The sequence below is a fragment of the Streptomyces sp. NPDC001406 genome, from assembly GCF_042895285.1.
In the GTDB taxonomy this organism is placed as follows: domain Bacteria; phylum Actinomycetota; class Actinomycetes; order Streptomycetales; family Streptomycetaceae; genus Streptomyces.
This window is the reverse complement of record NZ_JBIAWG010000005.1, coordinates 402,489-427,034: the sequence shown is the minus strand read 5'-3', so window position 1 is coordinate 427,034 and position 24,546 is coordinate 402,489. Positions and strand designations below refer to the sequence as shown.

The 24,546-nt window shown below is 69.8% G+C and carries 28 protein-coding genes; 21 read left to right on the top strand and 7 right to left on the bottom strand.

Features of this window, described 5'->3' with window-relative positions; translation table 11 throughout:
* Nucleotide 1 precedes the first annotated feature (1 nt).
* The 11 genes from ACFY1J_RS14985 (at nucleotide 2) to ACFY1J_RS14935 (ending at nucleotide 8,283) form a co-directional block, all read left to right on the top strand.
* Nucleotides 2-379, top strand: coding sequence for a TadE/TadG family type IV pilus assembly protein (locus ACFY1J_RS14985; protein WP_390708624.1), 378 nt, complete (start codon nucleotides 2-4; stop codon nucleotides 377-379).
* 1 nt (nucleotide 380) lies between these two features.
* On the top strand, nucleotides 381-731 hold the full coding sequence (locus ACFY1J_RS14980; protein WP_390708625.1) for a TadE/TadG family type IV pilus assembly protein: 351 nt from the start codon (nucleotides 381-383) through the stop codon (nucleotides 729-731).
* Between the two features lie 24 nt (nucleotides 732-755).
* Nucleotides 756-2,093: a CpaF family protein gene (locus tag ACFY1J_RS14975; RefSeq protein ID WP_390708626.1), complete on the top strand. Its 1,338-nt coding sequence runs from the start codon at nucleotides 756-758 to the stop codon at nucleotides 2,091-2,093.
* Between the two features lie 11 nt (nucleotides 2,094-2,104).
* Entirely contained in the window at nucleotides 2,105-3,049 is a 945-nt protein-coding gene (locus ACFY1J_RS14970) for a type II secretion system F family protein (RefSeq protein WP_390731299.1), read from the top strand.
* Between the two features lie 16 nt (nucleotides 3,050-3,065).
* A complete protein-coding gene (locus ACFY1J_RS14965) occupies nucleotides 3,066-3,953 on the top strand; it encodes a DUF5936 domain-containing protein (RefSeq protein ID WP_390708628.1) in 888 nt (295 codons plus the stop codon).
* 17 nt (nucleotides 3,954-3,970) lie between these two features.
* The gene (locus ACFY1J_RS14960; protein ID WP_390708629.1) at nucleotides 3,971-5,377 is read left to right on the top strand and encodes a sensor histidine kinase; all 1,407 of its coding nucleotides are present in this window, start codon (nucleotides 3,971-3,973) and stop codon (nucleotides 5,375-5,377) included.
* Nucleotides 5,378-5,390: 13 nt separating this feature from the next.
* A complete protein-coding gene (locus ACFY1J_RS14955; RefSeq protein WP_390731298.1) occupies nucleotides 5,391-6,143 on the top strand; it encodes a response regulator in 753 nt (250 codons plus the stop codon).
* Nucleotides 6,144-6,250: 107 nt separating this feature from the next.
* A complete protein-coding gene (locus ACFY1J_RS14950; protein ID WP_363293951.1) occupies nucleotides 6,251-6,448 on the top strand; it encodes a hypothetical protein in 198 nt (65 codons plus the stop codon).
* Complete coding sequence (locus tag ACFY1J_RS14945) at nucleotides 6,445-7,038, top strand: pilus assembly protein TadG-related protein (protein WP_390708980.1); 594 nt, start codon at nucleotides 6,445-6,447, stop codon at nucleotides 7,036-7,038. The genes ACFY1J_RS14950 and ACFY1J_RS14945 overlap by 4 nt, the downstream gene beginning before the upstream one ends.
* 34 nt (nucleotides 7,039-7,072) lie before the next feature.
* Nucleotides 7,073-7,654 (top strand): hypothetical protein, encoded by a 582-nt coding sequence (locus tag ACFY1J_RS14940; RefSeq protein WP_390708631.1) that lies wholly within the window; start codon nucleotides 7,073-7,075, stop codon nucleotides 7,652-7,654.
* A complete protein-coding gene (locus tag ACFY1J_RS14935; protein WP_390708632.1) occupies nucleotides 7,651-8,283 on the top strand; it encodes an OmpA family protein in 633 nt (210 codons plus the stop codon). Before ACFY1J_RS14940 ends, ACFY1J_RS14935 begins: the two co-directional genes overlap by 4 nt.
* 1 nt (nucleotide 8,284) lies before the next feature.
* Here the strand turns inward: ACFY1J_RS14935 and ACFY1J_RS14930 are convergent, their stop codons facing one another.
* Nucleotides 8,285-8,650 carry a DUF192 domain-containing protein gene (locus tag ACFY1J_RS14930; RefSeq protein ID WP_390708633.1) on the bottom strand — a complete coding sequence of 122 codons (366 nt, stop codon included), beginning with the start codon at nucleotides 8,648-8,650 and terminating at the stop codon, nucleotides 8,285-8,287.
* Nucleotides 8,651-8,727: 77 nt separating this feature from the next.
* Here ACFY1J_RS14930 and ACFY1J_RS14925 point away from each other — a divergent pair, with 77 nt between their 5' ends.
* Both ACFY1J_RS14925 and ACFY1J_RS14920 read left to right on the top strand, forming a co-directional pair.
* Nucleotides 8,728-9,600, top strand: a complete 873-nt coding sequence (locus ACFY1J_RS14925) for an LLM class flavin-dependent oxidoreductase (protein ID WP_390708634.1) — start codon at nucleotides 8,728-8,730, stop codon at nucleotides 9,598-9,600.
* 50 nt (nucleotides 9,601-9,650) lie between these two features.
* Complete coding sequence (locus tag ACFY1J_RS14920; RefSeq protein ID WP_390708635.1) at nucleotides 9,651-10,208, top strand: GNAT family N-acetyltransferase; 558 nt, start codon at nucleotides 9,651-9,653, stop codon at nucleotides 10,206-10,208.
* Nucleotides 10,209-10,226: 18 nt separating this feature from the next.
* On the opposite strand, the gene ACFY1J_RS14915 is transcribed toward ACFY1J_RS14920, so the two are convergent.
* The gene (locus ACFY1J_RS14915; protein ID WP_390708636.1) at nucleotides 10,227-10,757 is read right to left on the bottom strand and encodes a DinB family protein; all 531 of its coding nucleotides are present in this window, start codon (nucleotides 10,755-10,757) and stop codon (nucleotides 10,227-10,229) included.
* 767 nt (nucleotides 10,758-11,524) lie between these two features.
* On the opposite strand from ACFY1J_RS14915, the gene ACFY1J_RS14910 reads away from it, so the two are divergent.
* The 4 genes from ACFY1J_RS14910 (at nucleotide 11,525) to ACFY1J_RS14895 (ending at nucleotide 16,620) form a co-directional block, all read left to right on the top strand.
* Nucleotides 11,525-12,298 carry an isoprenyl transferase gene (locus ACFY1J_RS14910; protein ID WP_390708637.1) on the top strand — a complete coding sequence of 258 codons (774 nt, stop codon included), beginning with the start codon at nucleotides 11,525-11,527 and terminating at the stop codon, nucleotides 12,296-12,298.
* Nucleotides 12,299-12,643: 345 nt separating this feature from the next.
* Nucleotides 12,644-13,969, top strand: a complete 1,326-nt coding sequence (locus ACFY1J_RS14905) for a PhoH family protein (protein WP_363293958.1) — start codon at nucleotides 12,644-12,646, stop codon at nucleotides 13,967-13,969.
* 418 nt (nucleotides 13,970-14,387) lie between these two features.
* On the top strand, nucleotides 14,388-15,083 hold the full coding sequence (locus ACFY1J_RS14900) for a transglycosylase SLT domain-containing protein (protein ID WP_390708638.1): 696 nt from the start codon (nucleotides 14,388-14,390) through the stop codon (nucleotides 15,081-15,083).
* 139 nt (nucleotides 15,084-15,222) lie between these two features.
* On the top strand, nucleotides 15,223-16,620 hold the full coding sequence (locus ACFY1J_RS14895) for an AI-2E family transporter (protein ID WP_390708639.1): 1,398 nt from the start codon (nucleotides 15,223-15,225) through the stop codon (nucleotides 16,618-16,620).
* Between the two features lie 27 nt (nucleotides 16,621-16,647).
* On the opposite strand, the gene ACFY1J_RS14890 is transcribed toward ACFY1J_RS14895, so the two are convergent.
* On the bottom strand, nucleotides 16,648-17,181 hold the full coding sequence (locus ACFY1J_RS14890; RefSeq protein ID WP_390708981.1) for an alkyl hydroperoxide reductase: 534 nt from the start codon (nucleotides 17,179-17,181) through the stop codon (nucleotides 16,648-16,650).
* Between the two features lies 1 nt (nucleotide 17,182).
* A complete protein-coding gene (locus tag ACFY1J_RS14885; RefSeq protein ID WP_030859927.1) occupies nucleotides 17,183-17,737 on the bottom strand; it encodes a peroxiredoxin in 555 nt (184 codons plus the stop codon).
* 148 nt (nucleotides 17,738-17,885) lie between these two features.
* Here ACFY1J_RS14885 and ACFY1J_RS14880 point away from each other — a divergent pair, with 148 nt between their 5' ends.
* From ACFY1J_RS14880 to ACFY1J_RS14865, 4 genes are all read left to right on the top strand, one after another.
* Entirely contained in the window at nucleotides 17,886-18,830 is a 945-nt protein-coding gene (locus tag ACFY1J_RS14880; protein WP_390731297.1) for a LysR substrate-binding domain-containing protein, read from the top strand.
* Between the two features lie 186 nt (nucleotides 18,831-19,016).
* Complete coding sequence (locus ACFY1J_RS14875; RefSeq protein ID WP_390731296.1) at nucleotides 19,017-19,925, top strand: MarR family transcriptional regulator; 909 nt, start codon at nucleotides 19,017-19,019, stop codon at nucleotides 19,923-19,925.
* 58 nt (nucleotides 19,926-19,983) lie between these two features.
* Nucleotides 19,984-20,370: a roadblock/LC7 domain-containing protein gene (locus ACFY1J_RS14870; protein WP_316747973.1), complete on the top strand. Its 387-nt coding sequence runs from the start codon at nucleotides 19,984-19,986 to the stop codon at nucleotides 20,368-20,370.
* A gap of 4 nt (nucleotides 20,371-20,374) precedes the next feature.
* Complete coding sequence (locus tag ACFY1J_RS14865) at nucleotides 20,375-20,803, top strand: hypothetical protein (protein WP_390708643.1); 429 nt, start codon at nucleotides 20,375-20,377, stop codon at nucleotides 20,801-20,803.
* 55 nt (nucleotides 20,804-20,858) lie between these two features.
* Here ACFY1J_RS14865 and ACFY1J_RS14860 read toward each other — a convergent pair whose 3' ends face one another.
* Genes ACFY1J_RS14860 through ACFY1J_RS14850 form a run of 3 tightly spaced genes read right to left on the bottom strand, consistent with a single transcriptional unit; the run spans nucleotide 20,859 to nucleotide 24,399 of the window.
* Nucleotides 20,859-23,192: an ABC transporter permease gene (locus tag ACFY1J_RS14860; protein WP_390708644.1), complete on the bottom strand. Its 2,334-nt coding sequence runs from the start codon at nucleotides 23,190-23,192 to the stop codon at nucleotides 20,859-20,861.
* Nucleotides 23,189-23,878: an ABC transporter ATP-binding protein gene (locus ACFY1J_RS14855; protein ID WP_390708645.1), complete on the bottom strand. Its 690-nt coding sequence runs from the start codon at nucleotides 23,876-23,878 to the stop codon at nucleotides 23,189-23,191. Before ACFY1J_RS14855 ends, ACFY1J_RS14860 begins: the two co-directional genes overlap by 4 nt.
* A complete protein-coding gene (locus tag ACFY1J_RS14850) occupies nucleotides 23,875-24,399 on the bottom strand; it encodes a PadR family transcriptional regulator (protein WP_390708646.1) in 525 nt (174 codons plus the stop codon). The genes ACFY1J_RS14855 and ACFY1J_RS14850 overlap by 4 nt, the downstream gene beginning before the upstream one ends.
* Between the last annotated feature and the right edge of the window lie 147 nt (nucleotides 24,400-24,546).

Sequence of the window (24,546 nt, the reverse complement as noted above, 5' to 3'; positions counted from 1 at the left end):
GATGAGACGGCCACGCGGGGACGAGGGACAGGTCAGCATCGAGTTCCTCGGCATGACTCCGCTCATCGTGCTGACGCTGGTGCTGATGTGGCAGTGCGTGCTCGTGGGGTACACCTTCACGCTCGCCGGGAATGCTGCCGACGAGGCGGTGCGGGCGGGAACGGCGGCGCCGCGGGGGGAACGCGAAGCCGCTTGCCGGGCCGCGGGGATGAAGCACCTGTCGGCGGCATGGAGGGGGGATGCCACGGTGAACTGCGGCGGGGTCGGTTTCGTGACCGCCGACGTGTACCTCAAGGTCCCTGTCCTGTTTCCGGGCGCGATCGGCTTCCCGGTCACGGTGCACGGCCACGCCGGCGCCGTGGAGGAGGTGAAGGACTGAGATGCCGTACCTCCGCAGGCCGAGGCGACGCGACAGCGGGCAGGTCGCCATCGAGTACCTCGGCTTCATCCCGATCCTGCTGATCGTCGCCCTGGCCGGCATCCAGATCGGAGCCGTCGCCTACGCGGCCGAGCAGGCCGGAACGGCGGCCCACGCGGGGGCGCGTGCCGCCTCCCTGCGACAGGGCGTCGCACAGGCGTGCGCGGACGCGGTCAGCGGCGGCCTCGACGTGCGGTGCGCCTCCTCGGAGGGGGGCGACACCGTCACCGTCACCGCCACCGTCCGCATCCCCAGGATCGTCTGGGACTTCGGCTCCGCCAGCAGGACCGCCACGATGCCGCTCGACCACTGACCAGGAACGAGGAGCACCCCACCCATGAGCCTGCGGGCACGCATCAACTCCCCCGAGGAGCACGGCAGCCGGGGCGAGGACGGCCATCTGGTCGCCTCCTACCGGGCCAAGCTCCTGGAGGAGATCGACCTCGCGGAGATGAGCTCGCTGGCCGCCGCCGAGCGCCGGGCCAGGCTGGAGCGGGTGCTCGGGCACATCATCAGCCGCGAGGGCCCGGTCCTGTCGACGGTGGAGCGTGCCCAGCTGATCCGCCGCGTGGTCGACGAGGCGCTCGGCCTCGGCATCCTGGAACCGCTGCTGGAGGACGCGTCCATCACCGAGATCATGGTGAACGGCCCCGACGCGATCTTCGTCGAGCGCGGCGGCCGGGTCGAGCAACTGCCGCTGCGCTTCGCCTCCCAGGACCAGCTGATGCAGACGATCGAGCGGATCGTCTCGACGGTCAACCGCCGGGTGGACGAGTCCAATCCGATGGTCGACGCCCGCCTCCCGTCCGGCGAGCGCGTCAACGTCATCATCCCGCCGCTGTCGCTCACCGGACCCACCCTCACCATCCGGCGCTTCCCGCGCTCCTACACCCTCCCGGAGCTGATCGAGTTCGGCTCGCTGGACGAGCACATGCTGTACCTGCTCGCGGGCCTGGTGCAGGCGAAGTTCAACATCATCGTGTCCGGAGCCACCGGCACCGGAAAGACGACCCTGCTCAACGCCCTCTCCGGGCTCATCCCGGCACACGAACGCATCATCACCATCGAGGACTCGGCCGAACTCCAGCTCCAGCAGTCGCACGTCGTCCGCCTGGAGTCACGCCCCCCGAACGTGGAGGGCAAGGGCCAGGTCACCATCCGCGACCTGGTCCGCAACTCCCTGCGTATGCGCCCCGACCGCATCGTCGTCGGCGAGGTCCGCGGCGGGGAGTCCCTGGACATGCTCCAGGCGATGTCGACCGGCCACGACGGCTCCCTGGCCACCGTGCACGCCAACAGCGCGGAGGACGCGCTCACCCGGCTCCAGACCCTCGCCTCGATGTCCGACGTCGAGGTCCCCTTCGTGGCGCTGCACGACCAGATCAACAGCGCCGTCGACGTCATCGTCCAGCTCACCCGCTTCGCCGACGGCGCCCGCCGCATCACCGAGATCGCACTGCTCGACAGCCACGGCGGCGAGCCCTACCGGCTGGCGACGGTCGCCCACTTCCACGCACAGCCCATGACCCCCGACGGCCGTGTCCACGGCGCCTTCCAGCACTTCCCCCTCCCGCGCCGCAGCGCCGACCGCCTCTACATGGCCGGCCAGCCCCTGCCCCAGGCCTTCGGCGTCGCCCGGCACGCGGACCAGCTCGCCATTCGAGAAGCCAGGTAGGTAGGCCACCCATGGATCTCCACGACCTCGTCACCCTCACCACCGGTGTCACCCTGCTCACCTGCGTCCTGGCCGTGGTCGGCGTGCACACCTACGCCTCGGGCCGGGCACAGCGCGCCGAGCTCATCGACCGCCTCTCCTACACCGGCCGGCTCCCGGAGACCGGCCGCAGGCGCCGCTTCCGCAACCTCGACCGCCGGCTGCGCCGCACCCGGCCCGGCCGGAAACTGGAACTGCGGCTGGCGGCCACCGGCCTGGACGTCACCCCGGGCGAGTTCTTCGCCTACATGCTCGCCACCGTCGCCGCCCTCTGGCTCATCGGCCAGGCCGCCCTGGCCCCCTTCGTCGGCCCGCTCGCCGGTCTGCTCGGCATCGGCGCGGCGTTCCAGTTCCTCAACTGGCAACGCCAAAAGCGCATCGAACGCTTCATCAACCAACTCCCCGAACTGGCCCGCATCCTGGCCAACGCCACCCAGGCTGGCCTCGCCCTGCGCACCGCCATCGGCATGGCGGCGGAGGAGCTGGAGGCCCCGGCGGGCGAGGAACTGGCCAAGGTGGCCAACCAGTTGTCCATCGGCCACTCCATGGACGACGCGCTGGGCGAACTCGCGGACCGCCTCCCGTCCCGCGAACTGGTCGTCCTGGTCACCACCCTCGTCCTGTCCAACAAGGCGGGCGGCCAGGTGGTCTCCGCCCTGCGCAACCTCACCGAGACGCTGGAGGAGCGCAAGGAGACCCGGCGCGAGATCCGCACCCAGCTCTCCCAGGTGACCATGACCTCGTACGCGGTCCCCGTCCTCGGCATCGGCGCCCTGTTCCTCATGGACGGCGTCAAGGAAGGCGCCCTGGCGCGCATGACCGGCTCAACGGTCGGCCAGGCCTGCGTGATCATCGCGTTCGGGCTGTACGCGATCGGCTTCGTCCTCATCCGCCGTATGAGCCGGATCGACGTCTGAGGGAGGGAACGGACTCGTGGCACTTCTGCTGGCCCTGGTCATGGGCCTGAGCGTCTGGGGCGTCTTCGCCGGGATCCGCATGTACCGCGCGGACACCAAACTGCCCGGGGACCTGGCGGTGGCCCTGGAGGTGGGCGCGACCCGCACCGGCGCGGTGGACTCCCTCATCGACCGCATGGGCATGCGCTACGCGCCCACGGTGCTGCGCCTGATGGGCCCCAGACAGGTCGCCAAGTACCGCCGCAGGATCGACCTCGCGGGCAACCCCGGCGGCCTGACCATCGACCGCTACGCGGCCCGCCGCGCGGTCTACGGCGCACTCGGCGGCGTCGGCTTCCTGGTGATGCTGATGCGCGGCAACTACCTCGTCGCCCTGATCCTGCTCGCCTTCGGCGCGTTCTGGACGGAGGTCGGCATCTGGTCGGCGATCAGGATCCGCCGGGACGTGATCGAGCGGACGCTGCCCGACTTCCTCGACGTGCTCGCTGTGGTCGTCAGCGCGGGCCTCGGCTTCCGCCAGGCGCTGGACCGCGTGGCGTCCCGGTACGAGGGCCCCTGGGCGGACGAACTCCGCATCACGCTGCGCCAGATGGACCTGGGCATGAGCCGCCGCCAGGCCTTCACCGAGCTGCGCCGCCGCAACGACTCCGAGCAGGTCGCCATGTTCGTGACCGCATTGCAGCAGGGCGAGGAGCTGGGCGCGCCGATCGTCGACACCCTCGTCGCCCTGGCCAAGGACATGCGCCGCACGGACGCGCAGAACGCCCGCCGCAAGGCCGCCCGCGCGGTTCCCAGGGCCACGCTGATGATCACCACGTTCATGGTCCCGGCGACCCTGCTGCTGCTCGGCGCCGGTCTGCTGCTGGGTTCCGGGGTGGACTTCGGCTCGATCACGGGGAAGTAGGCGGGGCGGTGACGGCGATGGCGACGACGAGGGCGAGGGAACGCACGCGGCCGCGGTGGCGCCGCGCGCGGCCGCCTGCGACCGCGATCGACGCGTCGTCGGCCGCACAGCAGGCGCCGCTGGAGACGCAAGTCCCGGCCGGCGGAATCCACGGCCCGCTCCTCGACCCCGAGAAGATCCAGATCCGCGCCCTCCAGGCGATGTGCCGTCAGGTCTTCGGCTTCCGCCTGGCGATGATCGCGCTGGCCGCCCCCGCAGCGCTCGTCAACGCCGCGCCCGGCCTGGGCGTCCGCCTGGTGGGCGCGGCCGTGGTCGTCACCTTCATGGTTTCGTACGTCCTGTTCCGCGACTGGGAGCGCTTCGGCCCCCTCCTCCTGCGCCACCCCTCGCTCCTCGCCGCGGACACCCTCTTCGGCTCCCTGCTCCTGGTCTCGGCGGGCCCCGACACCACCCTCGCCTACGTCAGCGTCTGCACCCCCCTGCTGGCCGGCCTGGTCTACAGCTGGCGGGGCGCGGCCTGCTTCGCCTCGCTCCAGTCGCTGATCCTGCTGCTGGTCCACGCGACGCTGAAGGACGCCCATCGGGCGGACGTCGCCGAGTCCCTCCTCCTGCCCGGCCTCTGTGTCATCGCGGGCGCGGTGGGCTCGACCCTGCGCAATCTGATGCTCCGCTTCGGCGCCGCGACCCGGGCCCTGACCACGGTCCAGGCCCGGCTGGCGGTGGCGGAGGCGGTGAGCGCGGAACGGGCCCGGCTGGCCCGGGAGATGCACGACTCGGTGGCGAAGACCCTGTACGGCGTGGCACTGGCCGCCGACGGCCTGGCGGGCTCGGCGGCCGCGGGCGCGCGCATGGACCCGGCCCTGATCAGACAGCAGGCGGAACTGGTGTCCCGCTCGGCCCGCAGGGCGGCCACGGAGGCCCGCGAACTCCTCACCGACCTGCGCCGCGAGCACGACCCCGCGCATGGCGTGGACGTCCTCACCGAACTGGCCGCCCGCACCGAGGACTTCGCGTCCCGCACGGGCCTGCAAGCCGCGTACCGCCGGACAGGCGACCACCCGCTCCCACCGGTCCCGCCCGCGGTGGCCCGCCAACTCCTCGCGATCGCCTCGGAAGCACTGGAGAACGCGCATCGCCACGCGTCGCCCACGCGGGTCGAGGTGGAAGCGGGAGTCCGAGAAGACGTGTTGCGCATGACCATTTACGACGACGGCCGGGGCCTGCCTCCCGGTACCACGGTTGAACGACTGCGCAGCTCAGGCCACTTCGGCCTGATCGGCATGACCGAACGGGCGGCGTCCGTGGGCGCCCGCGTCCGAATAGGCACGGGCAAGGACGCCCGGGGCACGGAGGTCCGCCTGGAACTCCCCCTGGCCGCCCTGACGCCCTCACCCCCCACCCCCCGACAGTCCCCAGACGCATGAGAGGAGGCACCCGATGCCAGGCAACTCCTTCGAGAACCTCCCACCGGCCACCCCGGCCGCACCGCTTCGGCTCGTGGTCGCCGACGACAACCCCGTGGTCCGTGCGGGCCTCACGGCCCTCCTCTCCGGCCGGGAGGACATCACCGTGGTCGCGGAGGCGGCGAACGGCAGGGAGGCGTGCGAGGCGGCCCTGCGACACCGCCCCGACGTCATCCTCCTGGACGTCCGCATGCCCGATGTGGACGGCATCTCGGCGCTTCCGTACCTCGTGCGGCTGGCGCCGGTCATGATGCTCACGTACAGCTATGAGCCGGAGACCATCCAGGAGGCCGTACGTCTGGGAGCCGGGGGCTACTTGGTCCACGGCGAGTTCGGCGTGGAGCAACTGGTCAGGGCGGTACGGGACATCGGGGAGGGCAGGCCGCACTTCACTCCGACGGCGGCCGGAGCGTTACTGGAGCAGCTGGGAGTGCGTGCAACTGCACACATAGTTCGTGAACTTCCGGACTTTCCAACGCCTATTTCTTCCCAAAACCTTTCGCAACTGCAACCTGGTGTGGGACAGTCGGTAAGGTCGCGGTTCCGGCTGAGTTCCAGGGAGGCGGAGATCATGGACCTCATCGCGTCCGGCATGAACAACCAGCAGATCGCCGCGGCCTGCTTCATCAGCGAGAAGACGGTCAAGAACCACATCAACCGAATCTTCGCCAAGCTCCAGAGCACGAGCCGCTCGCAGGCGGCGGCGAAGTGGTTGGGGGTGGCGTGAAGTGGGGAGTTCTGATTGGGCCCGGGAATGGGCCCTGGGACCCTCCGGGGGGCGGGGGGACGGGGCATACGGTGCCCGCGTCGGAAGCGAATCCGGAGGGGAACACCATGAGCAACTGGTTCAACACCACTGTCGCTTACTTGCAGGCCCGCGCCGCCCGCAGCGACAGGGGCCAGACCGCGGTGGAGTACCTCGGCATCATCGCGGTGGTTGTGGCGATTGTGCTGGCGATCACGGGTACGAGCATCGGTCAGTCGATCTACGACGCGATCACGGCGAAGATCGCCGAGGTGACCGGCGGCTGACCCGCCTCCGCACATACCGCGACGCAGGGCAGGCCTTCCCCATCTACATCACGGTGGTGGCGGGTCTGCTCTTTCTTGCGTTCGCCTACCTCGCGGTCGGCCAGGCCGCGGCGAATCGGAACAGCGCCCAGACGGCCGCGGACGCGGCCGCTCTCGCGGCGGCACAGAACACCCGTGACCAGCTCGCCGACCAGTGGAAGCTGGACGTGCTCGACCCCACCAAGTGGCAGGACGTCTTCGACGGCGTCGTGACAGTCGCCCCCTCGTGCTGGCGGGCATATCAGCTTGCCGCGCAGAACGACGCCGCCGTGGAGTACTGCCGCCCATGGCTGCTGAACTTCGAGGTCCGGGTCAAGACCTCCAAGTCCGTTGGTGACTCGGTTGTCCCCGGCACGGAGAACGTGCACTCGGCAGCGACCGCCAAGGCCGTGATCGAGCCGCTGTGCAAGTTCAAGCTGCCCGGCGAGGACGCCCCGGACGACACGCTGCCGCAGCTCAATTGCAGGGACCGGGACTGGGACTTGAACCCGGACGACCTCACCGACCTCCCGGGACCTGAAGACCTCTTCGACGTCCACCTGGCCGACTGACAAGCGAACGACGATTCAAGAAGGAAGCAGAGCGATGATCATTCGGTTCACTGCGAACGCTCGCAGGGGGTTGGTCGCGCTGACGGTGGCGACCGGTCTGGCACTCGCCGTGGGCGGCTGTGGCGGCGGTGGCGGCGATGACAAGAAGCCGGAGACGTCGGCATCTGCCTCCAAGGGCGGAGGCTCCGGGCCGACTGCGCAGGAAGGGCAGTCGGACGCGCCCCTGGCGGAACTGAAGGGCTCGGACGGTCTGTTGCTCCAGATCACCTCTGCTCAGCGTGACTCCGGTGGCTTCGTCACGGTGAACGGCACTTTGAAGAACGACGGCGCCAAGAGCATCGTCGTCCCCTCCGCCCTGAGCGGTAACGAGACCGAGATCATCAAGAACGGCAGGTCTCTGGGGGGTGCCACGCTGGTCGACCCCAAGGGCAAGAAGCGTTATTACGTCCTGCGGGACACCGACGGCCGTCCGCTGACCACCACAGGCTTCTCGACGCTCAAGCCCGGTGACAGCCTGGCGGTCTTCATGCAGTTCCCGTCACCCCCGGCGGGTACGGCCGAAGTCGACTTCCAGCTGCCCACGTTCGCGTCCGCCACCATCCAGATCTCCGGATGAGGCCAAACGTGACCACAAAACGCCGCCTCGTCGTCACCACCTTCGTCTTCGCCGCCAACCTCTGCGGGACCGTGGCGGCCCACGCCGACGACACCAGCCCCAGCGTCCCCCCAGGCACCGAAGCCTCCGCCGCCGCCCCCGTGAAGATCGACCCCACCGACCCCGACCTGAAGCTCCCCGAGGGCGCCACCCTTGCCCAGCCCAAGGTCCTGGACATCAAGTCGGTCGTCGAGGACCAGAGCGGGGACGAACGCCGCGAAGACACCAACGCGGACGTGAAGTTCGCGCTCCAGGCCGAGGTGCTGTTCAGCAAGGACAGCGCCAAGCTGAGCGCCGAGTCCAAGTCCCGTATCGACGCGATCGCCGAGGAGATCAAGAAACAGAACGCGACCCAGGTCAGGGTCTTCGGCTTCACGGACAACCTCGGCTCCTCCGCCCACGGCGACGTACTGTCCCGGCAGCGCGCCAACGCCGTACAGGCTGTCCTGGACGCCGACCTGAACGACTCGAACATCACCTTCGAGGTACGGGGCTACGGCGAGCAGTACCCCATCGCGGACAACTCCACGGAGGCCGGCCGCAAGAAGAACCGCCGAGTGGAGGTCTCCTTCCCGCGCTCGGAGGGCTGACCTACTCGACCTCCACGGCCACCCGCACCCCGACCCGAACCCCCCACCCCGCCATGACCCCCGCCTCCGCCTCCAGCACATGCCGGGACCGCAGGCGGGGCAGACCGAGCCGGCCCGGCCGCATCGTGCGTACGGCGATCACCGTGAGGTCGCGGTCGAGATAGGCGACGTCGATGGGGATCCGCATCCGGAAGGTGTGCACGCCGTTGGCGGGGGACAGCAGCATTGCCCCGTCGACGGAATCCCGGCCCAGCAGCCCCTTCGTACGGGCGCGATACGACGTCGCGAGCTCCAGCGGTACGGTCACCGCCGCCGAGCCCCCGCCCCGCACGACCAGCCTTCCCCGCCCGTCCCGCCAGCGCGCCATGCCCGGACCCCCTCCGTCGACCCACCTCGCACTGTAAACAAGTTGTCCCACCCGCACCGGCACGTTAGGAAGGCACCATGACCGGACTTGGCGCTGTGTTCCGTCCCCAACTGCCCCCCGAGCGGCTCAGGGCGGTGGCCCGCGTCGCGGACGAGGCCGGGCTCGAAGAGCTGTGGCTGTGGGAGGACTGCTTCCGGGAGGGCGGCTTCTCGACCGCGGCCGCCGCGCTCGCCCGGACCGAGCGGGTGCGGGTCGGCGTCGGTCTGCTGCCCGTGCCGCTGCGCAATGTCGCCATCACCGCGATGGAGGCCGCCGCGCTGCACCGGATGTTCCCGGGGCGCGCGATCCTCGGCGTCGGGCACGGCGTGCAGGACTGGATGGGGCAGGTCGGCGCGCGGGCCGAGTCCCCGCTGACCCTGCTCAGGGAGCATCTCGACGCGCTGCGGGCCCTGTTGCGGGGCGAGCGGCTCACCGTGGACGGGCGGTACGTCAAGCTGGACGACGTCGGGCTCGACTGGCCGCCGGAGGGCCCCGTCGAGGTGCTCGCCGGTGCCACCGGGCCACGTACGCTGCGCCTCTCCGGGGAGGCGGCCGACGGCACGATCCTCACCGCCGCCACCCCGCCGGACGGCGTACGGCGGGCGCGGCGGCTCATCGACGAGGGACGCGCCTTTGCCGGCCGTACCGAACGGCACGAAGTCGTCGTCTACCTCCTCACCGCCACCGGCGCCGACGCCGCCGCCCGCCTCCGTGCCGAACTGGTCGCCGAGGGGGTGGAGTCGGTCCCGGACCTCGGGGTCGCCGGAGACGCGAAGACCGTGGCCGAGGCCGTGCGGCTGCTCGCGGAGTCGGGAGCCGACACGGTGATCCTCCAGCCGACGGGGGACGAGCCGGACCCCGAGGGATTCGTACGGTTCACGGCCGAGGAGGTCCGGCCACTCGTGCCGTGACGGAGCCGTGAAGGGGCCGTTGTCAGTGCCTCCTGCCAGACTCGGTCGGCATGAGGGAGACGGAGAAGACCGAGACGCCCAGAACAACCAACGAGACGCCCCAAACAACCAAGAAGCCCCTCGTACTCCTGCGCCCGGTGACGGAGGACGACCTCGAAGTCTTCCTCGCCTACGAGCACGACCCGGAGGCCGTTCGGCGGTCGAGGTTCACGCCCCGGCCGCGGGACGCCTTCCTGAAGCACTGGAGGGAGAGGGTCCTCGGCGATCCCGAGGGCCTCGTGCGGACGGTCACCGTGGACGGGGAGGTCGCGGGGAACATCGTCGCCTGGTGGGAGGGCGAGGACCGCTACGTCGGCTACTGGCTGGGCCGCGCGTACTGGGCCCGCGGCATCGGCACCGAGGCCCTGGGCGCCTTCCTCCGGGAGGAGCGCACGCGGCCGCTGTACGCCGACCCGTTCTCGGGCAACACCGCCTCCGTCCGCCTCCTGGAGAAGCACGGCTTCGAACACACCGGCACGATCCGAGACGGAGACGACGAATACAGCCTGCTCGTGCTGCGGCCGGCGGAGCGGACGAAGAAGGGGACCGCTTCGGCGAGTTCCTCGTGAACCTCCCAGGAGACCTGGTCAGCCCGTACCTGTGACCCGCGGACGGTCCCCGGTGGCCCCGTCGATCAGCTCCCGCAGGATGTCCATGTGGCCCGCGTGACGTGCCGTTTCCTCGATCATGTGGACGAGGACCCAGCGCAAGGACACCGGGTGGTCCCGCCACGCGGGGCGGCCGAGGTCGTCCAGGGACAGGTCGGTGATGACGCGGTCGGCGGCGGCGCGGGCGCGGCCGTAGAAGTCGGTGATTTGTTGCGTCGTCTCGCCGGGGCCCACGGTCATGTCCTCGTCGGTGTACGGGTCGAACCACAGCGGTTCGACCTCGCCGCCGAACGTCTCCACGAACCAGCCGTACTCCACCGACGCCAGATGCTTCACCAGACCGAGCAGATTGGTCCCGGTCGGGGTGATCGGCCGGCGCAGCTGTTCGTCGTCGAGTCCGTCGAGCTTCCACAGGACGACGTCCCGGTGCCGTTCGAGACTCGCGTGCAGGGTGTCCTTCTCGCAGCCCGTGTACGGCATGCCGGGAGCGTCTTTTTCAGGTGTCGTCATGCCGCGCGAAGCTAGCAGTGGGCACTGACAGCGCCCTGTGGGCGCGGTGGTTGCAGAAATGGCCGGGAAGCGCCGCTCAAGACACGGAGCAAATCGGGCGATCTGCGCAAAAGTGAACGCGTTGATCCAGTCGCCCCCCGGAATGTCCACGCGGTTTTCACATCGTTATCGCGAGCGGCTCGCATCTACTCGACCCCTCACGTAAGTTCAGACCAAGGGAATTCGCGTGAGCAAAGCTGCGCGGGCGGCACCGCGCAGTGGAGGGGGCTGCGCGGTGCCGAAATGCACCCGCGGACACGTCAAGCGGTCGTTCGCGACCGGGGTAGCCCTTCGGGGGGACCGTGGATGGCTTGTCGATTAGCTCCTCGCGGGGCCTCCAGCCCTTTTGATCTCTGTGTGCGCGCCCCGTTCGCCTGGGAATCCGCCGTGAATCGGCCAAGCGCGACCCCCGAACAATGGCTCACAAGCCCACCTGGGCGTTGTCGCGCGACTCCGGAGAGTAGTTGTGGCACGCCGATGCACGCATCAGCCCTTACAAAGGGTTATGGTGGAAACCCCCCCTCGGGCCGGTCCGTCTCCCCCCCACGGACCGGCCCGTTTTTTCGTCCGGCTGCCCTGCGGCTTCCGAGGGGCGCCGGCCGTTCTTACCGTCCGGGAAACCCCACCGGGAAACCTCACCCGCCCACAGCCCTCGCCAACGGTCAAGGCCCCACAGGGGTAGGCTTCGCCGGCAAGGGGACCGCACCGATGGAGGGGCTGACAATCACGTGAACCTGCGCGACAAACTGCGCGGCCTTCTGGTCAGGCTCTACGCACGCCGGGTGGAAGGCCACCTGGACCACGCTCAGGTGCCCAAGCACATCGGCGTCATCATGGACGGCAACCGTCGCTGGGCGAAGGCCGCGGGCTCCACCACGGTCCACGGCCACCGGGCCGGTGCGGAGAAGATCGAGGAGTTCCTCGGCTGGTGCTCCGAGACGGACGTCGAGGTCGTCACCCTGTGGCTGCTGTCCACGGACAACTTCGACCGCGCCAAGGAAGAACTCGTCCCGCTGCTCGGCATCATCGAGGACGTCGTCCGCACCCTCGCCGCCGACGGCCGCTGGCGTGTGCACCACGTGGGCACCCCGGACCTGCTGCCCTCTCAGATGCAGACCGCGCTGAAGGAGGCCGAGGAGGCCACCGCCGACGTCGACGGGATACTGGTCAACGTCGCCATCGGCTACGGCGGCCGCCAGGAGATCGCCGACGCCGTGCGCTCGATGATCACGGACGCCGCCGACAAGGGCACCTCCATGCAGGAGCTCGCCGAGTCCGTCGACGTCGACATGATCGGCCGCCACCTCTACACCGGCGACCAGCCGGACCCCGACCTGGTGATCCGTACCAGCGGTGAGCAGAGACTGTCCGGATTCATGCTGTGGCAGACGGCCCACTCCGAGTACTACTTCTGCGAGGTCTTCTGGCCGGCCTTCCGTAAGGTCGACTTCCTGCGCGCCCTGCGCGACTATGCGGCACGCCACCGCCGCTACGGCGGCTGACGCACACCAACCGGAGCGGTCATCGTCCGGAGCGTCGCCCCCTGTGCACCTGTTGGGGCGGAAGTTACGAGGAGTTCACCGGCGCGCTGTCCTATGCATTTGCATGGCAGTGCATGTTCGAGGGCATAAGCCAAGCAGGTCGACACCCGAACCACGGGTGTCGGATCTCAGCGGGCGGCGCGGAGCCGTCCGCCCGGGAGGCCCTTTGCACCAGCCCGACCGTGCGTTCTCAGCACGGACGCAGCCACGGAGGGCCGGTTCTCGGCCCGCCGTGCGCGGGGGCCGTCGACCGGTCCAGCTCCATCTCGTCGCTCCCCGACCTCATCCGAGGGGGTACGTCCTTCCGTGGTGACCAGCACAAAGCGCCACAAGTCAGACCGGCGCACGTATGTTCTCGACACCAGCGTCCTGCTGGCCGACCCCAACGCCCTGGCCCGCTTCGACGAGCACGAGGTCGTGCTCCCCATCGTCGTGGTCACGGAACTGGAGGCCAAGCGGCACCATCCCGAACTCGGCTACTTCGCCCGGCAGGCCCTGCGCCTGCTCGACGACTACCGGGTGCGGTACGGCCGGCTGGATGCCCCCATCCCGATCGGGGACCTCGGCGGAACGATCCGTGTCGAGCTCAACCACTCGGACCCCAGCGTGCTGCCCACCGGCTACCGCCTGGGGGACAACGACTCCCGCATCCTCGCGGTGGCCCGCAATCTGCAGGCCGAGGGGTACGACGTCACCGTGGTGTCGAAGGACCTGCCGCTCAGGATCAAGGCGTCGTCCGTGGGTCTCCTCGCGGAGGAGTACCGCGCCGAACTCGCCATCACGGACTCCTCCGGCTGGACCGGAATGTCCGAACTGACCCTGTCCGGCGAGCAGGTGGACATCCTCTTCGACGAGGGACACGTGTATGTACCGGAGGCATCCGATCTCCCGGTGCACACGGGCCTGACCATCCAGTCCGAGCGCGGCAAGGCGCTGGGCCGGATGACGTCGGAGGGCAACGTCCGGCTGGTGCGCGGTGACCGGGAGGCGTTCGGCATCAAGGGCCGCAGCGCCGAGCAGCGGATCGCCCTCGATCTGCTCCTCGACCCGGACGTCGGCATCGTGTCGATGGGCGGCCGGGCCGGCACCGGCAAGTCGGCGCTGGCGCTGTGCGCGGGTCTGGAGGCGGTCCTGGAGCGCCGTCAGCACCAGAAGGTGATGGTCTTCCGTCCGCTGTACGCGGTCGGCGGGCAGGAGCTCGGCTATCTGCCCGGCTCCGAGGCCGAGAAGATGAGCCCCTGGGCGCAGGCGGTCTTCGACACCCTCTCCGCGGTCACCAGCCGCGAGGTCATCGAGGAGGTCACCGCGCGCGGGATGCTGGAGGTCCTGCCGCTGACCCACATCCGCGGCCGCTCGCTGCACGACGCGTTTGTGATCGTGGACGAGGCGCAGTCGCTCGAACGGAATGTCCTTCTGACCGTTCTGTCCCGGATCGGCGCGAATTCACGCGTGGTTCTGACCCATGACGTGGCACAGCGGGACAATCTGCGGGTCGGCCGATACGACGGTGTGGTCGCCGTCGTGGAGAAACTGAAGGGGCATCCGCTCTTCGCCCACGTCACTCTGACGCGGTCCGAGAGGTCCCAGATCGCCGCACTTGTGACCGAAATGCTGGAGGACGGTCACATCTGACCCGACTGTCCAACTTGGACGGATTACTCGGCAGTTGGCGCCGCCCGGTAAAGGCCCAGAGCCTAGCCGGGCGGCGCCGTCGTATGTGGCGGTTTCTTAAAATCCCCTGGGTCAAACGGGATGTGAGCTTTCACACGCACCTCGGAATTGCCACCCGGCGTTGTGTTACGGCAGAGTCTCACTCCTGTCAGGCCCCGCATACGACACACCTGTACCCCCAGCGGTACGGCACCACGGAAGCACCACAACTAACTCCACAGCGACGTCGTATGCCGCCCGAGCACCACGCGGCGCTCCCGTGCAGGGAGTTGCCCACCGGGCCCGTGCCTCCCGTGACCCCGCAGTTGGGAGGCCAGTGCCAGGGGCACGATTGCGTCCGCCAGGGTCACCGAAGCGGGCGATGCTGGAAGGAAACCGTGTGAGCCGGATTTCGGTCCGGGGATTCGCAGTGGCCTCCGCCACCGCGGTCACCGCAGTCGGAAGCGTCGTCGGCGTTGCCTCGGGCAGCGTCGCGCAGAACAACAACGACGCCGAGCCGACGGCTGCCGACGCCACGCTCCTCGCGGACATACCCGCGGGTCAGCAGGCCCAGGTGCAGACCGCGTCCCTGACGCAGCAGGCCGACGCCCAGGCCATCCAGGCGGACGCGAGCGCCAAGAAGGACGCCGAGGAGGCGGCCCGCAAGGCAGCCGCCGAGACCGCCGTCGCCAAGAAGGTCGCCGCGGAGAAGGCCGAGAAGGAAGCCAAGGCGCGCGCGGAGGCGAAGAAGGCGGCCACCCGGTCGACCCGCGACTCCTCCAGCTTCCCCGTGCAGAGCTCGTACACGGTCGCGCAGATCCAGGCGATGGCGCGCCAGATGGTGGCGAGCGGCCAGTTCCAGTGCTTCAGCAACATCGTGGACCACGAGTCCAGCTGGAACTACCGTGCGGTCAACGCGTCCTCCGGCGCGTACGGCCTCTTCCAGGCGCTGCCCGGCTCCAAGATGTCGTCCGTCGGCGCCGACTGGCAGACGAACCCGGCCACCCAGATCAAGTGGGGCCTCAACTACATGAACAGCCGGTACGGCAGCCCCTGCGAGGCCTGGTCGTTCTGGCAGGCGAACCACTGGTACTGAGCCCGTCGGTTCCCTCTCAACCTTGCGCAGCCCCTCCCCGTCCTAGGGGGAGGGGCTTTCGCCCTGTACGGTCGGACGCGAACGGCTCCAGGGGGGAGTGGTGGCGAGCACCCGGGGACGCGGGGGAAAGGGACGGATCATGTCGCGAGTGCCAGGGTGGCTCGGCCGACTCGGCGCCGGACTGACCGAAATGGGCGAGCGGTTGGACGAGCGACGGGCCGAGGTGGAGAAGGAGACCATCGAGCCCGACCCGGTCGTCACCGACCGCGTGGCCGAACCGGCGCCGGCCGCCCCGCACCCGCCCGTGCCCGCCGGTCCCCGTCCCGACCCGGCCCAGGCCGTGCCGTGGGGCGTCAGGGTCGCCGCCGAGGCGGGCTGGCGGCTGCTCGTGCTCGCGGGCACGGTGTGGGTGCTGATGCGGGTCATCAGCGCCGTACAACTCGTCGTCTTCGCCTTCGTCATCGCGCTCCTGATCACCGCGCTGCTGCAGCCGACGGTGGCCCGGCTGCGGCGCCACGGGGTGCCGCGCGGTCCGGCCACCGCACTCAGCGCCATCCTCGGCTTCGTCGTGATGGGCCTGATCGGGTGGTTCGTGACCTGGCAGGTCATGGAGAACATCGACACCCTCTCCAGCCAGATCCAGCACGGCATCGACGATCTGCGCAACTGGCTGCTGAAGAGCCCCTTCCACGTCACGGACAAGCAGATCAACCAGATCGCCAAGAACCTCCGCGAGGCGATCGGTGCCAACGCGGACCAGATCACGTCCGCGGGCCTGGAGGGCGTACAGGTCATCGTCGAGACCCTGACCGGCATCCTGCTGGTGTTCTTCTCGACGCTGTTCCTGCTCTACGACGGCGAGCGCATCTGGGAGTGGTCGTTGAAGCTGGTGCCCGCGGCGGCCCGGCCGGGCGTGGCCGGCGCCGGACCGCGCGCCTGGCGCACCCTGACCGCCTACGTCCGCGGCACGGTGCTGGTGGCCCTGATCGACGCCATCTTCATCGGCCTCGGGATCTACTTCCTGGACGTCCCCATGGCCGTCCCGCTGGCCGTGTTCATCTTCCTGTTCTCGTTCATCCCGCTCGTGGGCGCGGTGGCGTCCGGCGCGCTGGCGGTCGTCGTCGCGCTGGTGACGCAGGGCGTGTTCACGGCGGTCATGACCCTGCTGGTGGTCCTGGCGGTCCAGCAGATCGAGGGCCATGTCCTGCAGCCGTTCATCCTGGGCCGCGCGGTGCGGGTGCACCCGTTGGCGGTGGTGCTGTCGGTCGCGGCCGGCGGCATGGTCGCGGGCATCGGCGGCGCGGTGGTGGCCGTACCGCTGGTGGCGGTGACGAACACGGTGGTGGGCTATCTGAAGGCCTATGCGGAGGAGCAGGCTCTTCTCGCGAGCCAAGAGGATTCAGCGCCTGGGGGTCCCCCCTGCTCGAAGAGCTCGGGGGACTTCGAGGGCGAGGCCGTCCGGGCCGAGGCGGGGTCCGCGGTCGCGGCGCCCAGGGACGCCCAGGAAAGCACCGGGGGCCTCGCCCACCAGGAGTGAGCGAGGCCCCGGCTCAGCACGGCCGAATTACTCGGAGAGCACCGCTTCCGCCTCCAGGGTCACCCCGACCGCCTGGACGACCGAGGCGATCTTGAAGGACTCCTGGATGACCTCACGGTCGACGCCCGCCTTGCGCAGCACCTGCTCGTGCGAGTCGAGGCACATTCCGCAGCCGTTGATCGCGGAGACCGCGAAGGACCACAGCTCGAAGTCGACCTTGTCGACACCGGGGTTGCCGATGACGTTCATCCGCAGGCCCGCGCGCAGGCTGCCGTACTCGTGGTCGGACAGCAGGTGACGGGTGCGGTAGAAGACGTTGTTCATGGCCATGACGGCCGCCGCGGACTTCGCCGCGGTGTACGCCTCCGGCGACAGGTTCGCCTTCGCCTCGGGCTCCAGCTCGCGCAGGACGATGGGGGAGCGGGAGGCGATGGCGGTCGCCAGCACCGTGCCCCACAGCTGCTGCGCCGGCAGGTCCGAGTTGCCGATGACCGAGCCCAGGTTGAGCTTCAGGTCCTTGGCGTAGTCCGGTATGCGGGACTTGAGGGAGTCGAGGGACAACTCACTCACCGGCCAGCAGGGCGACCGGGTCCAGCGTCTCGTCGCCCTTGCTCCAGTTGCACGGGCACAGCTCGTCCGTCTGGAGGGCGTCGAGGACCCGGAGGACCTCCTTGGGGTTACGGCCGACGGAACCGGCGGTCACCATGGAGAACTGGATCTCGTTGTTCTGGTCGACGATGAAGACGGCGCGCTTGGCGAAGCCGTCCTCGCCCTCGATGCCGAGGTCGCGCATGAGCTCGTGCTTGGAGTCCGCCATCATCGGGAACGGCAGGTCGCGCAGGTCGTCGTGGTCCTTGCGCCAGGCGTGGTGCACGAACTCGGAGTCACCGGAGAAGCCGAGCACCTGGGCGTCACGGTCGGCGAACTCGTCGTTCAGCTTGCCGAAGGCCGCGATCTCGGTCGGGCACACGAAGGTGAAGTCCTTCGGCCAGGCGAAAACGATCTTCCACTTGCCCTCGTAGGTCTTGTGGTCGATCGTCTCGAACTCCTTGCCCTTCTCCAGCGAGACGCAGGCGGTCAGTTCGAACTCGGGGAACTTGTCACCGACAGTGAGCACGCGCTCTCCTTGCAGCGAGGAAGCGCCCGGATCGCGGGCGTTTCCCTTGGGTTGGACGTTGTCGATGTTGGCACAGGGTCGATTGATACGGGAAATAGCTACACTCGGTCGTGTTGATCGGAGGTATCTATCAGTGACCGTGAGTAGCGTGAGCGGGAGGCGGCGCCAGCCCAGCCTGTCCCAGCTGCGTGCCTTCGCCGCCGTGGCCGAGCATCTGCACTTCCGGGACGCGGCCGCCGCCATCGGCATGAGCCAGCCCGCCCTGTCGGGGGCCGTCTCGGCCCTGGAGGAGACCCTCGGGGTCACCCTGCTGGAGCGTACGACCCGCAAGGTGCTGCTCTCGCCCGCCGGCGCGCGTCTCGCCGTACGGGCGAAGGCGGTGCTGGACGAGGTCGGTGCGCTGCTGGAGGAGGCCGAGGCGGTCCGTGCGCCCTTCACCGGGGCGCTGCGGCTCGGGGTCATTCCGACCGTCGCCCCCTATCTGCTGCCGACCGTCCTGCGGCTCACGCACGACCGGTACCCGGATCTCGATCTCCAGGTGCACGAGGAGCAGACCGCCAGCCTGCTCGACGGGCTGGCCGGCGGACGCCTCGACCTGCTGCTGCTCGCCGTCCCCCTCGGCATCCCCGGCGTCGTCGAACTCCCGCTCTTCGACGAGGACTTCGTGCTCGTCACCCCACTGGACCACTGGCTCGGCGGCCGCGAGGGAATCCCGCGCGAGGCCCTCAAGGAGCTCAATCTGCTGCTCCTGGACGAGGGGCACTGTCTGCGCGACCAGGCCCTCGACATCTGCCGCGAGGCGGGCCGGGCGGACGCTCCGGTCACGACCACCGCCGCGGGCCTGTCGACCCTGGTCCAGCTCGTCGCCGGCGGGCTCGGCTGCACCCTGCTCCCCCGTACCGCCCTCAAGGTCGAGACCACCCGCAGCAATCAGCTCCTCACCGGATACTTCGCCGACCCCGCCCCGAGCCGCCGTATCGCCCTCGCCATGCGCACCGGATCGGCCCGCGGCGCCGAGTACCGGGAGCTGACGTCCGCACTGCGCGAGGCCCTGCGGCCGCTGCCCGTACGGGTGCTCGACGGAACCAACTGAGTTCGCTTCGCAATCGATCAAATGAGTGTCGAACAAGGCGTTTTGAGTAGCTGGACGCTCCAACTTCCGTCAGCTGCAGACAGGTAGGAAATCCCCGGCAGAAATATGCCGCTGAACTGATACACATACCCCCTCGGTGCGACGCGTCAGGCGTCAGTGCGAAATGCCGATACGCCAAGGGGAGTGATGTCGGAGGTTCGGGATTCCCTTGACCGGGCCGGCTACGGACGGCTCGCGCACGCCCTCACCGTGTGCGGGCGCGAGGGATTCACGGGAGGACTGCGGGTGCCGGGCAACCCGGGCGGCGTGTTCCACCTGCGGGACGGGCTCGTGGTCGCGGCCGAGAGCCCCGGCGCCCCCGCCCCCGAGGCGCTCCTGCTGCGCTCCGACCGCATCGACGGCGAGCAATGGGCGGAACTGGTGCGCGAGTCCGGCGGGGCGCGCTGGCCGGCCGCCGGGCTGATCGCCCACGGCTACGCGGGGCCCGCCCAGCTCAGGGTGGTCTGTGTCATGGCCCTGCACGACGCGGCCTTCGCCATCGTCGCCGGCCAGGTGGACGGCTGCGAGCCCGTCACCGGCACCGAGCCGCACGCCCCGGTCGCCGTCGGCGAGACACCCGCCCGGCTGCTCCAGGAGGCGGTGCGCAAACTGGCCGCCGTGGCCGCGCTGCCGTACCCCGTGCGCCCCGACCGGGAACGCCCCCTGCCCGTGGCCCCGGCCGAGCGCGCCCGCACCCCGCTGCAACAGGAGCTGCTCGTCCATGCCGACGGCCGTCGCACGGCCCGGGACCTGGCCTTCCGTACCGGCCGCGGGGTCTACACCGTCACGGTGGAGGTCGCGCGCATGCTCGGCGAAGGGCTGCTGGAGTGCGCCGCCCTCGCCGACCGGATCCCCGTCCGGATGCCGGTGGAGGCTCCGGTCGTACGACACCGGGAGCCGCCCCCGAGCCCCCCGGCCCCGGAGCCGCCCCCCGCCCCCACCGAACTGCCGCGCCGCGACCCGGGCGCCAGCGGCATCACCGAAGCCCTCACCCCGACCAAGAGCGGGGCGAGCTGGAGAGGGTTCTTCCGGCTGCGGCACGGAACCGCCAAATGAAAGGCGCGAGTTGATCGCCGCAACGGTCGAATTCAGTCAGGAACGAGGAGTTGAGCACATGAATCACGAAGCCCTGGCGCGAGAAATGCGCGGGCTGCGCGAAAGGGTCACCGGAATTACCGACACAGCACTGGCCGCCGCCGACGGAATGCTCATCGCGGCCGACACGGCGGACTCGATCGACCCGGAGGGCCTCGCCGCGCTCGCGGCCGCCGGCCTCGGCCTGGCGCGCCGCACCGCCGAGGCCACCTCGCGCGGAGTGCTGCGCCAGACGGTGACGTACGGCAGCCACGGCTGCGTCGCCTTCTACGCCGTCGGCGACACGGCCCTGATGGTCGTGCTCGGCGACGAGGGGATGGACGTGGACCGACTGCACCGGGCCACCCACCCGGCCCTCGACCGGATCGGTTCGATCCTCATGGACAAGACACCAGAAGGAGTGTGAAGGGATGGCGACAAAGCGTATGACTCCGGGTTTCTCCGACCAGGTGATGAGTCTGGTCAAATCGCTCCGCAGCGACGCACCGGACTGCCTCGCGGCAGGTGTGGTCGACATGTCGACCGGGATGCTGCTGTCCTACGAGACGGTCGACAACCACCCGCCCGAGGTCCTGGACCTCCTGGCGGGCGCGACCCTCGACCTGTTCCAGGGGCGGACGGTCGTGATGATCGAGGACATCTTCAAGGAGCGTCGCGGCATCACCGCTGACAGCCACTTCTTCCAGGAGATCCTGGTCAACAGCGAGAATCTCACCCACCTGTTCATCCGCATGACCGAGCAGCAGGACGTCGTGGCCGTGATCGTCTGCCGCAAGTCGGTCAACGTAGGCATGCTGTTCGCCCAGGCCCGGAGGGTGGTGCGGGAGCACAGCCTGTGACCGCACGGGGCGTGGGCCCCTCCCATCGGGAAGGGGCCCACGCGACGGGGTGCGGCTACTCCGTCCGCAGCCCGTCCGGCCGCATCAGCCGCAGCAGCGGCGGCAGGCTGAGCAGCGTCACGGCGATGACGACCGAGGCACCCACGCCGGTCATCGACAGGACGCTCATCCAGTCCACGCGGACCGTGGTGTTCGTCATCCTCAGCAGGACCGCGCCCAGCGTCAGACCCACGGTGGACGCCAGCAGCAGGCCGAGCGCGATCGGGATCGCCGTCTGCCACAGCACCGACAGACCCAGGGTGCGGCGCCGGGTGCCGAAGGCGATCAGCGACGACAGCAGCTTCTTGCGCTCGCGCAGCTGCTCCAGCTGGGAGACCAGCAGGCTCACGCCGATCAGCACCAGGACGCAGCTGGCACCGACGAACAGGCCGGTACGGATGGACCGGAACTGCGTCGACTGCTCACTGGCCGCCAGGCTGAACACGTTCGCCATCGGGTCCAGCCGCGCGGCCGTGTTGCGCGCGTTCTCGCGAGCGTCCGGCACCGAAGGGTCCAGCATCACGAACACCTTCTGGTACAGACCGGCCGCCGCGCCCTTGGGCAGCGCGCCCGAGGTGATCAGCAGGCCGCCGCGCGCATAGCCGGTCGGGTCCTCGCGCTGCTCCGCCGACTTGACGCGGGAGGGCACCGTCCAGGCCGTCGTGTGGCTCGTCGTCCCCTCGTACGACGGGTCGAAGTACACGGTGCTGCCCGGCGCGGCGAGCTTCTTCGTCTTGCTGTCGTAGTCGCTGCCGAGGATCAGGAAGATGTCGCCGTTGCGGCAGGACGCCAGCCGCGCCACCTCGCGCAGCTCCGCGCAGCTGCCGACGGCGACGTCCAGCGAGGAGTCGGGCTCCTTCGCCCGGTCCCCGACCGAGGTCAGCGAGATGGCCGACGCGCGGCGCACGCCCTCGGTCTTCTCCAGCTGCCGGCCGGCCTCGGCCAGCGGGATGCCGTTGCCCGTGGAGACCTCCAGCTGAGCCCGGGTCAGATCGTTGGCGGTCTGCTTGGTGTAGTCGCCCTCGACCCCGGCGAACAGCATCTGCAGCGCGATCGCCCCGGCCACCGCGACGGCGATGCCGTTGACCATGCGGGCGGCCGTACCGCTGCTCAACTGAAGCCTGCGAACGGCCAGTTGCCAGGAGACCGAACCGGAGTTCAGCCGGGCCACCACGGCCTCGACGATCCACGGCAGCAGGGCGGTGATGCCGACGAGCAGCAGTACCGTGCCGCCGATCACCAGCCACTCGTTGAAGTTCCCGCTGTCGTTGCCCTGCCCGATCATCGGGTAGAGCAACGCGAGACCGCCCAGCGGCAGCAGCAGCCGCCACCACAGCCGGCGCCGCGGCGGCTGCGCCTTACGGACCACGCCGAGCGGTTCGATGACGACCCCGCGCAGGGCGAACAGCGTCACCAGGACGGCCGCCGCGGGCACGGCGACAGCGACGAGCGCGACGAGCGCCGGCGACGGGTTGAGGTCGCTCGGGAACACGCTGATGTCCTGCACCTTCAGCAGGGCCGCCAGCTGGCGCCCGGCCAGGAAGAAGCCGGTGCCGAGAGCGAGCCCGAGCAGTGCCCCGGCGAGCGCCTCGCCGCCGGCGATCCGGCGCGCCATCCGGCCGTCCGCGCCGACCAGCCTGAGCGCCGCGAGCCGGCGGTCCCGGCGCTCGCCGCCGAAGCGCACGGCCGCCGCGATGAACACGCCGACCGGCAGCAGCAGCACGGTGAAGACGATCAGGATGAGCAGCAGCAGAACCGGGTCCAGAGGCTCCTGGGCGTTCCCGGGGGAGGGCCCGAAGCGGTCGATGCGCTCGACGTTGCCGCCGGACAGATGGTTCCCCAGCCCCTGGGCGCCCGCGTAGTAGGCGAGTTCGGCGGGCCCGATGAGTCCGGACCGCTCGATGGTGCCGGTGATGCGGTAGGGGATGCGCTCGCGCAGCAGCTTGCCGGAGTCGGACTCGAGCAGGTTCTTCAGCGCGGGCGAGACGACCATCTCGCCCTTCGCCGGGAACTCTGTGATGCCCGGCGGCAGCGGCGCGCGTGCGCCCTCGGGCTCCAGGAGCCGGCCGCGGACGTCGTCGCTGCGGAACGTCGTGTCGGTGCGGCCGACGACGAGCGTGTCGTCCGCCTTCGGTATCACCTTCCCGCTGTAGGTGAAGTCGTCCCGGGCGCTGCCGCGCCGGTCACGCTCGTTCAGCGCGTTCGGCACCGCCGTCGTGAGCAGCAGCAGCGCCACCCCGAGCCCGACGCCGACCGCCGTCAGCAGCGCCCGGACCCAGCCCTCACGTCCGCCGGTGAAGGCGAACCGGACCCCCATGGCCAGATCCCTCGACCACTGGCGTGCGCTCATACGGCGCGCTCCATGTCCCGGGACTTCCCGTCCCGCACGACTATCTCGCGGTCGGAGTACGCGGCCACCCGTGCCTCGTGCGTGACCAGGACGACGGCCGCGTTGGTGGAGCGGGCCGCGTCCGTCAGCAGCTCCATCACACGCTCGCCGTTGAGGGAGTCGAGCGCGCCGGTCGGCTCGTCGGCGAACAGCACCCGCGGCCCGGTCACCAGCGACCGCGCCACCGCGACCCGCTGGCCCTGACCGCCGGACACCTCACCGGGCCGCTTGCCCTTCAGGTCGTCGACCTCCAGCCGCTCCATCCAACTCAGCGCGGCCCGCTCGGCCTCCTTGCGGGAGGTGCCGTTCAGCCGCAGCGGCAGGGCGACGTTCTCCACACAGGTCAACTCCGGTACGAGCTGCCCGAACTGGAACACGAATCCGAACTCGGACCGCCGCAGCGCGCTGCGCTGGGCGTCGCTCATCGTCGCGAGCTCCTGCCCGTTGTACGTGATCGAGCCCGAGTCCGGCGGCACGATCCCGGCGAGACAGTGCAGCAGCGTCGACTTGCCGGACCCGGAGGGGCCCATCACGGCGACGACCTCACCGGGGTGGATGGAGAACTCGGCGCCGTCCAGTGCGATGGTCGGCCCGTACGCCTTGCGCAGGTCCTGGGCGGTGAGCAGGGAACCGGGAGGAGGAGTCACTTGGCCACCGCCTCACGGAGCTTGTCGAGGCGCGCGGTGGTCAGCTCCAGCCAGCGCAGGTCAGCCTCCAGGTGGAACAGCGCGTGGTCGCAGATCAGCTGGTCCGCGAGGTCGCCCTTGCGCTTGCGGTCGGTCAGGATCCGCATGCTGCGCAGGTGCTCGGAGCGCTGGGTGTCGAGGATGTCGGCCGCGTTCCGGTGCGTGAGCAGCGCGAGGACGACCTTGGTGTAGAGGGTCGACTGGAGGTACTCCTCCGGCTTCTCCGGCGTCGCCAGCCACCGGTCGACATCGGTGATCCCGGCGTCCGTGATGGCATAGCGCTTGCGCTCGGGCCCGCCGCCCGCCTCGATCCCGTCGACTTCGACGAGCCCGTTCTTCAGCAGGCGGGACATCGTCGAGTAGACCTGGCCGTAGTGCAGCGGCCGGTCGTGACCGAACTTCTCGTCGAAGGCCCGCTTCAGGTCGTAACCGTGACACGGGCCGGACTCCAGGAGCCCCAGAAGGGTGTGACCGATGGACATGGCAGCACTCTACATACGGTGTATACGCGGTATGTATACGCGGAGTGTTTAGATCATGGCCCGGGGTACGGCCCCGCAGGTGGGGGCCGATTGTCACGGTTCTGCTACACGCCAGTCAGTCCGGCCCCGGGGGCCGCCCACGGCGCG

Coding starts and splice junctions, on each gene's coding strand:
- ACFY1J_RS14955 (WP_390731298.1), top strand. CDS start 5,391: ATGCCAGGCAACTCCTTCGAGAACCTCCCACCGGCCACCCCGGCCGCA.
- ACFY1J_RS14975 (WP_390708626.1), top strand. CDS start 756: ATGAGCCTGCGGGCACGCATCAACTCCCCCGAGGAGCACGGCAGCCGG.
- ACFY1J_RS14895 (WP_390708639.1), top strand. CDS start 15,223: ATGTCGCGAGTGCCAGGGTGGCTCGGCCGACTCGGCGCCGGACTGACC.
- ACFY1J_RS14930 (WP_390708633.1), bottom strand. CDS start 8,650: ATGGCGCGCTGGCGGGACGGGCGGGGAAGGCTGGTCGTGCGGGGCGGG.
- ACFY1J_RS14875 (WP_390731296.1), top strand. CDS start 19,017: ATGTCGGAGGTTCGGGATTCCCTTGACCGGGCCGGCTACGGACGGCTC.
- ACFY1J_RS14970 (WP_390731299.1), top strand. CDS start 2,105: ATGGATCTCCACGACCTCGTCACCCTCACCACCGGTGTCACCCTGCTC.
- ACFY1J_RS14950 (WP_363293951.1), top strand. CDS start 6,251: ATGAGCAACTGGTTCAACACCACTGTCGCTTACTTGCAGGCCCGCGCC.
- ACFY1J_RS14925 (WP_390708634.1), top strand. CDS start 8,728: ATGACCGGACTTGGCGCTGTGTTCCGTCCCCAACTGCCCCCCGAGCGG.
- ACFY1J_RS14870 (WP_316747973.1), top strand. CDS start 19,984: ATGAATCACGAAGCCCTGGCGCGAGAAATGCGCGGGCTGCGCGAAAGG.
- ACFY1J_RS14865 (WP_390708643.1), top strand. CDS start 20,375: ATGGCGACAAAGCGTATGACTCCGGGTTTCTCCGACCAGGTGATGAGT.
- ACFY1J_RS14920 (WP_390708635.1), top strand. CDS start 9,651: ATGAGGGAGACGGAGAAGACCGAGACGCCCAGAACAACCAACGAGACG.
- ACFY1J_RS14985 (WP_390708624.1), top strand. CDS start 2: ATGAGACGGCCACGCGGGGACGAGGGACAGGTCAGCATCGAGTTCCTC.
- ACFY1J_RS14980 (WP_390708625.1), top strand. CDS start 381: ATGCCGTACCTCCGCAGGCCGAGGCGACGCGACAGCGGGCAGGTCGCC.
- ACFY1J_RS14850 (WP_390708646.1), bottom strand. CDS start 24,399: ATGTCCATCGGTCACACCCTTCTGGGGCTCCTGGAGTCCGGCCCGTGT.
- ACFY1J_RS14915 (WP_390708636.1), bottom strand. CDS start 10,757: ATGACGACACCTGAAAAAGACGCTCCCGGCATGCCGTACACGGGCTGC.
- ACFY1J_RS14960 (WP_390708629.1), top strand. CDS start 3,971: ATGGCGACGACGAGGGCGAGGGAACGCACGCGGCCGCGGTGGCGCCGC.
- ACFY1J_RS14935 (WP_390708632.1), top strand. CDS start 7,651: ATGAGGCCAAACGTGACCACAAAACGCCGCCTCGTCGTCACCACCTTC.
- ACFY1J_RS14940 (WP_390708631.1), top strand. CDS start 7,073: ATGATCATTCGGTTCACTGCGAACGCTCGCAGGGGGTTGGTCGCGCTG.
- ACFY1J_RS14860 (WP_390708644.1), bottom strand. CDS start 23,192: ATGAGCGCACGCCAGTGGTCGAGGGATCTGGCCATGGGGGTCCGGTTC.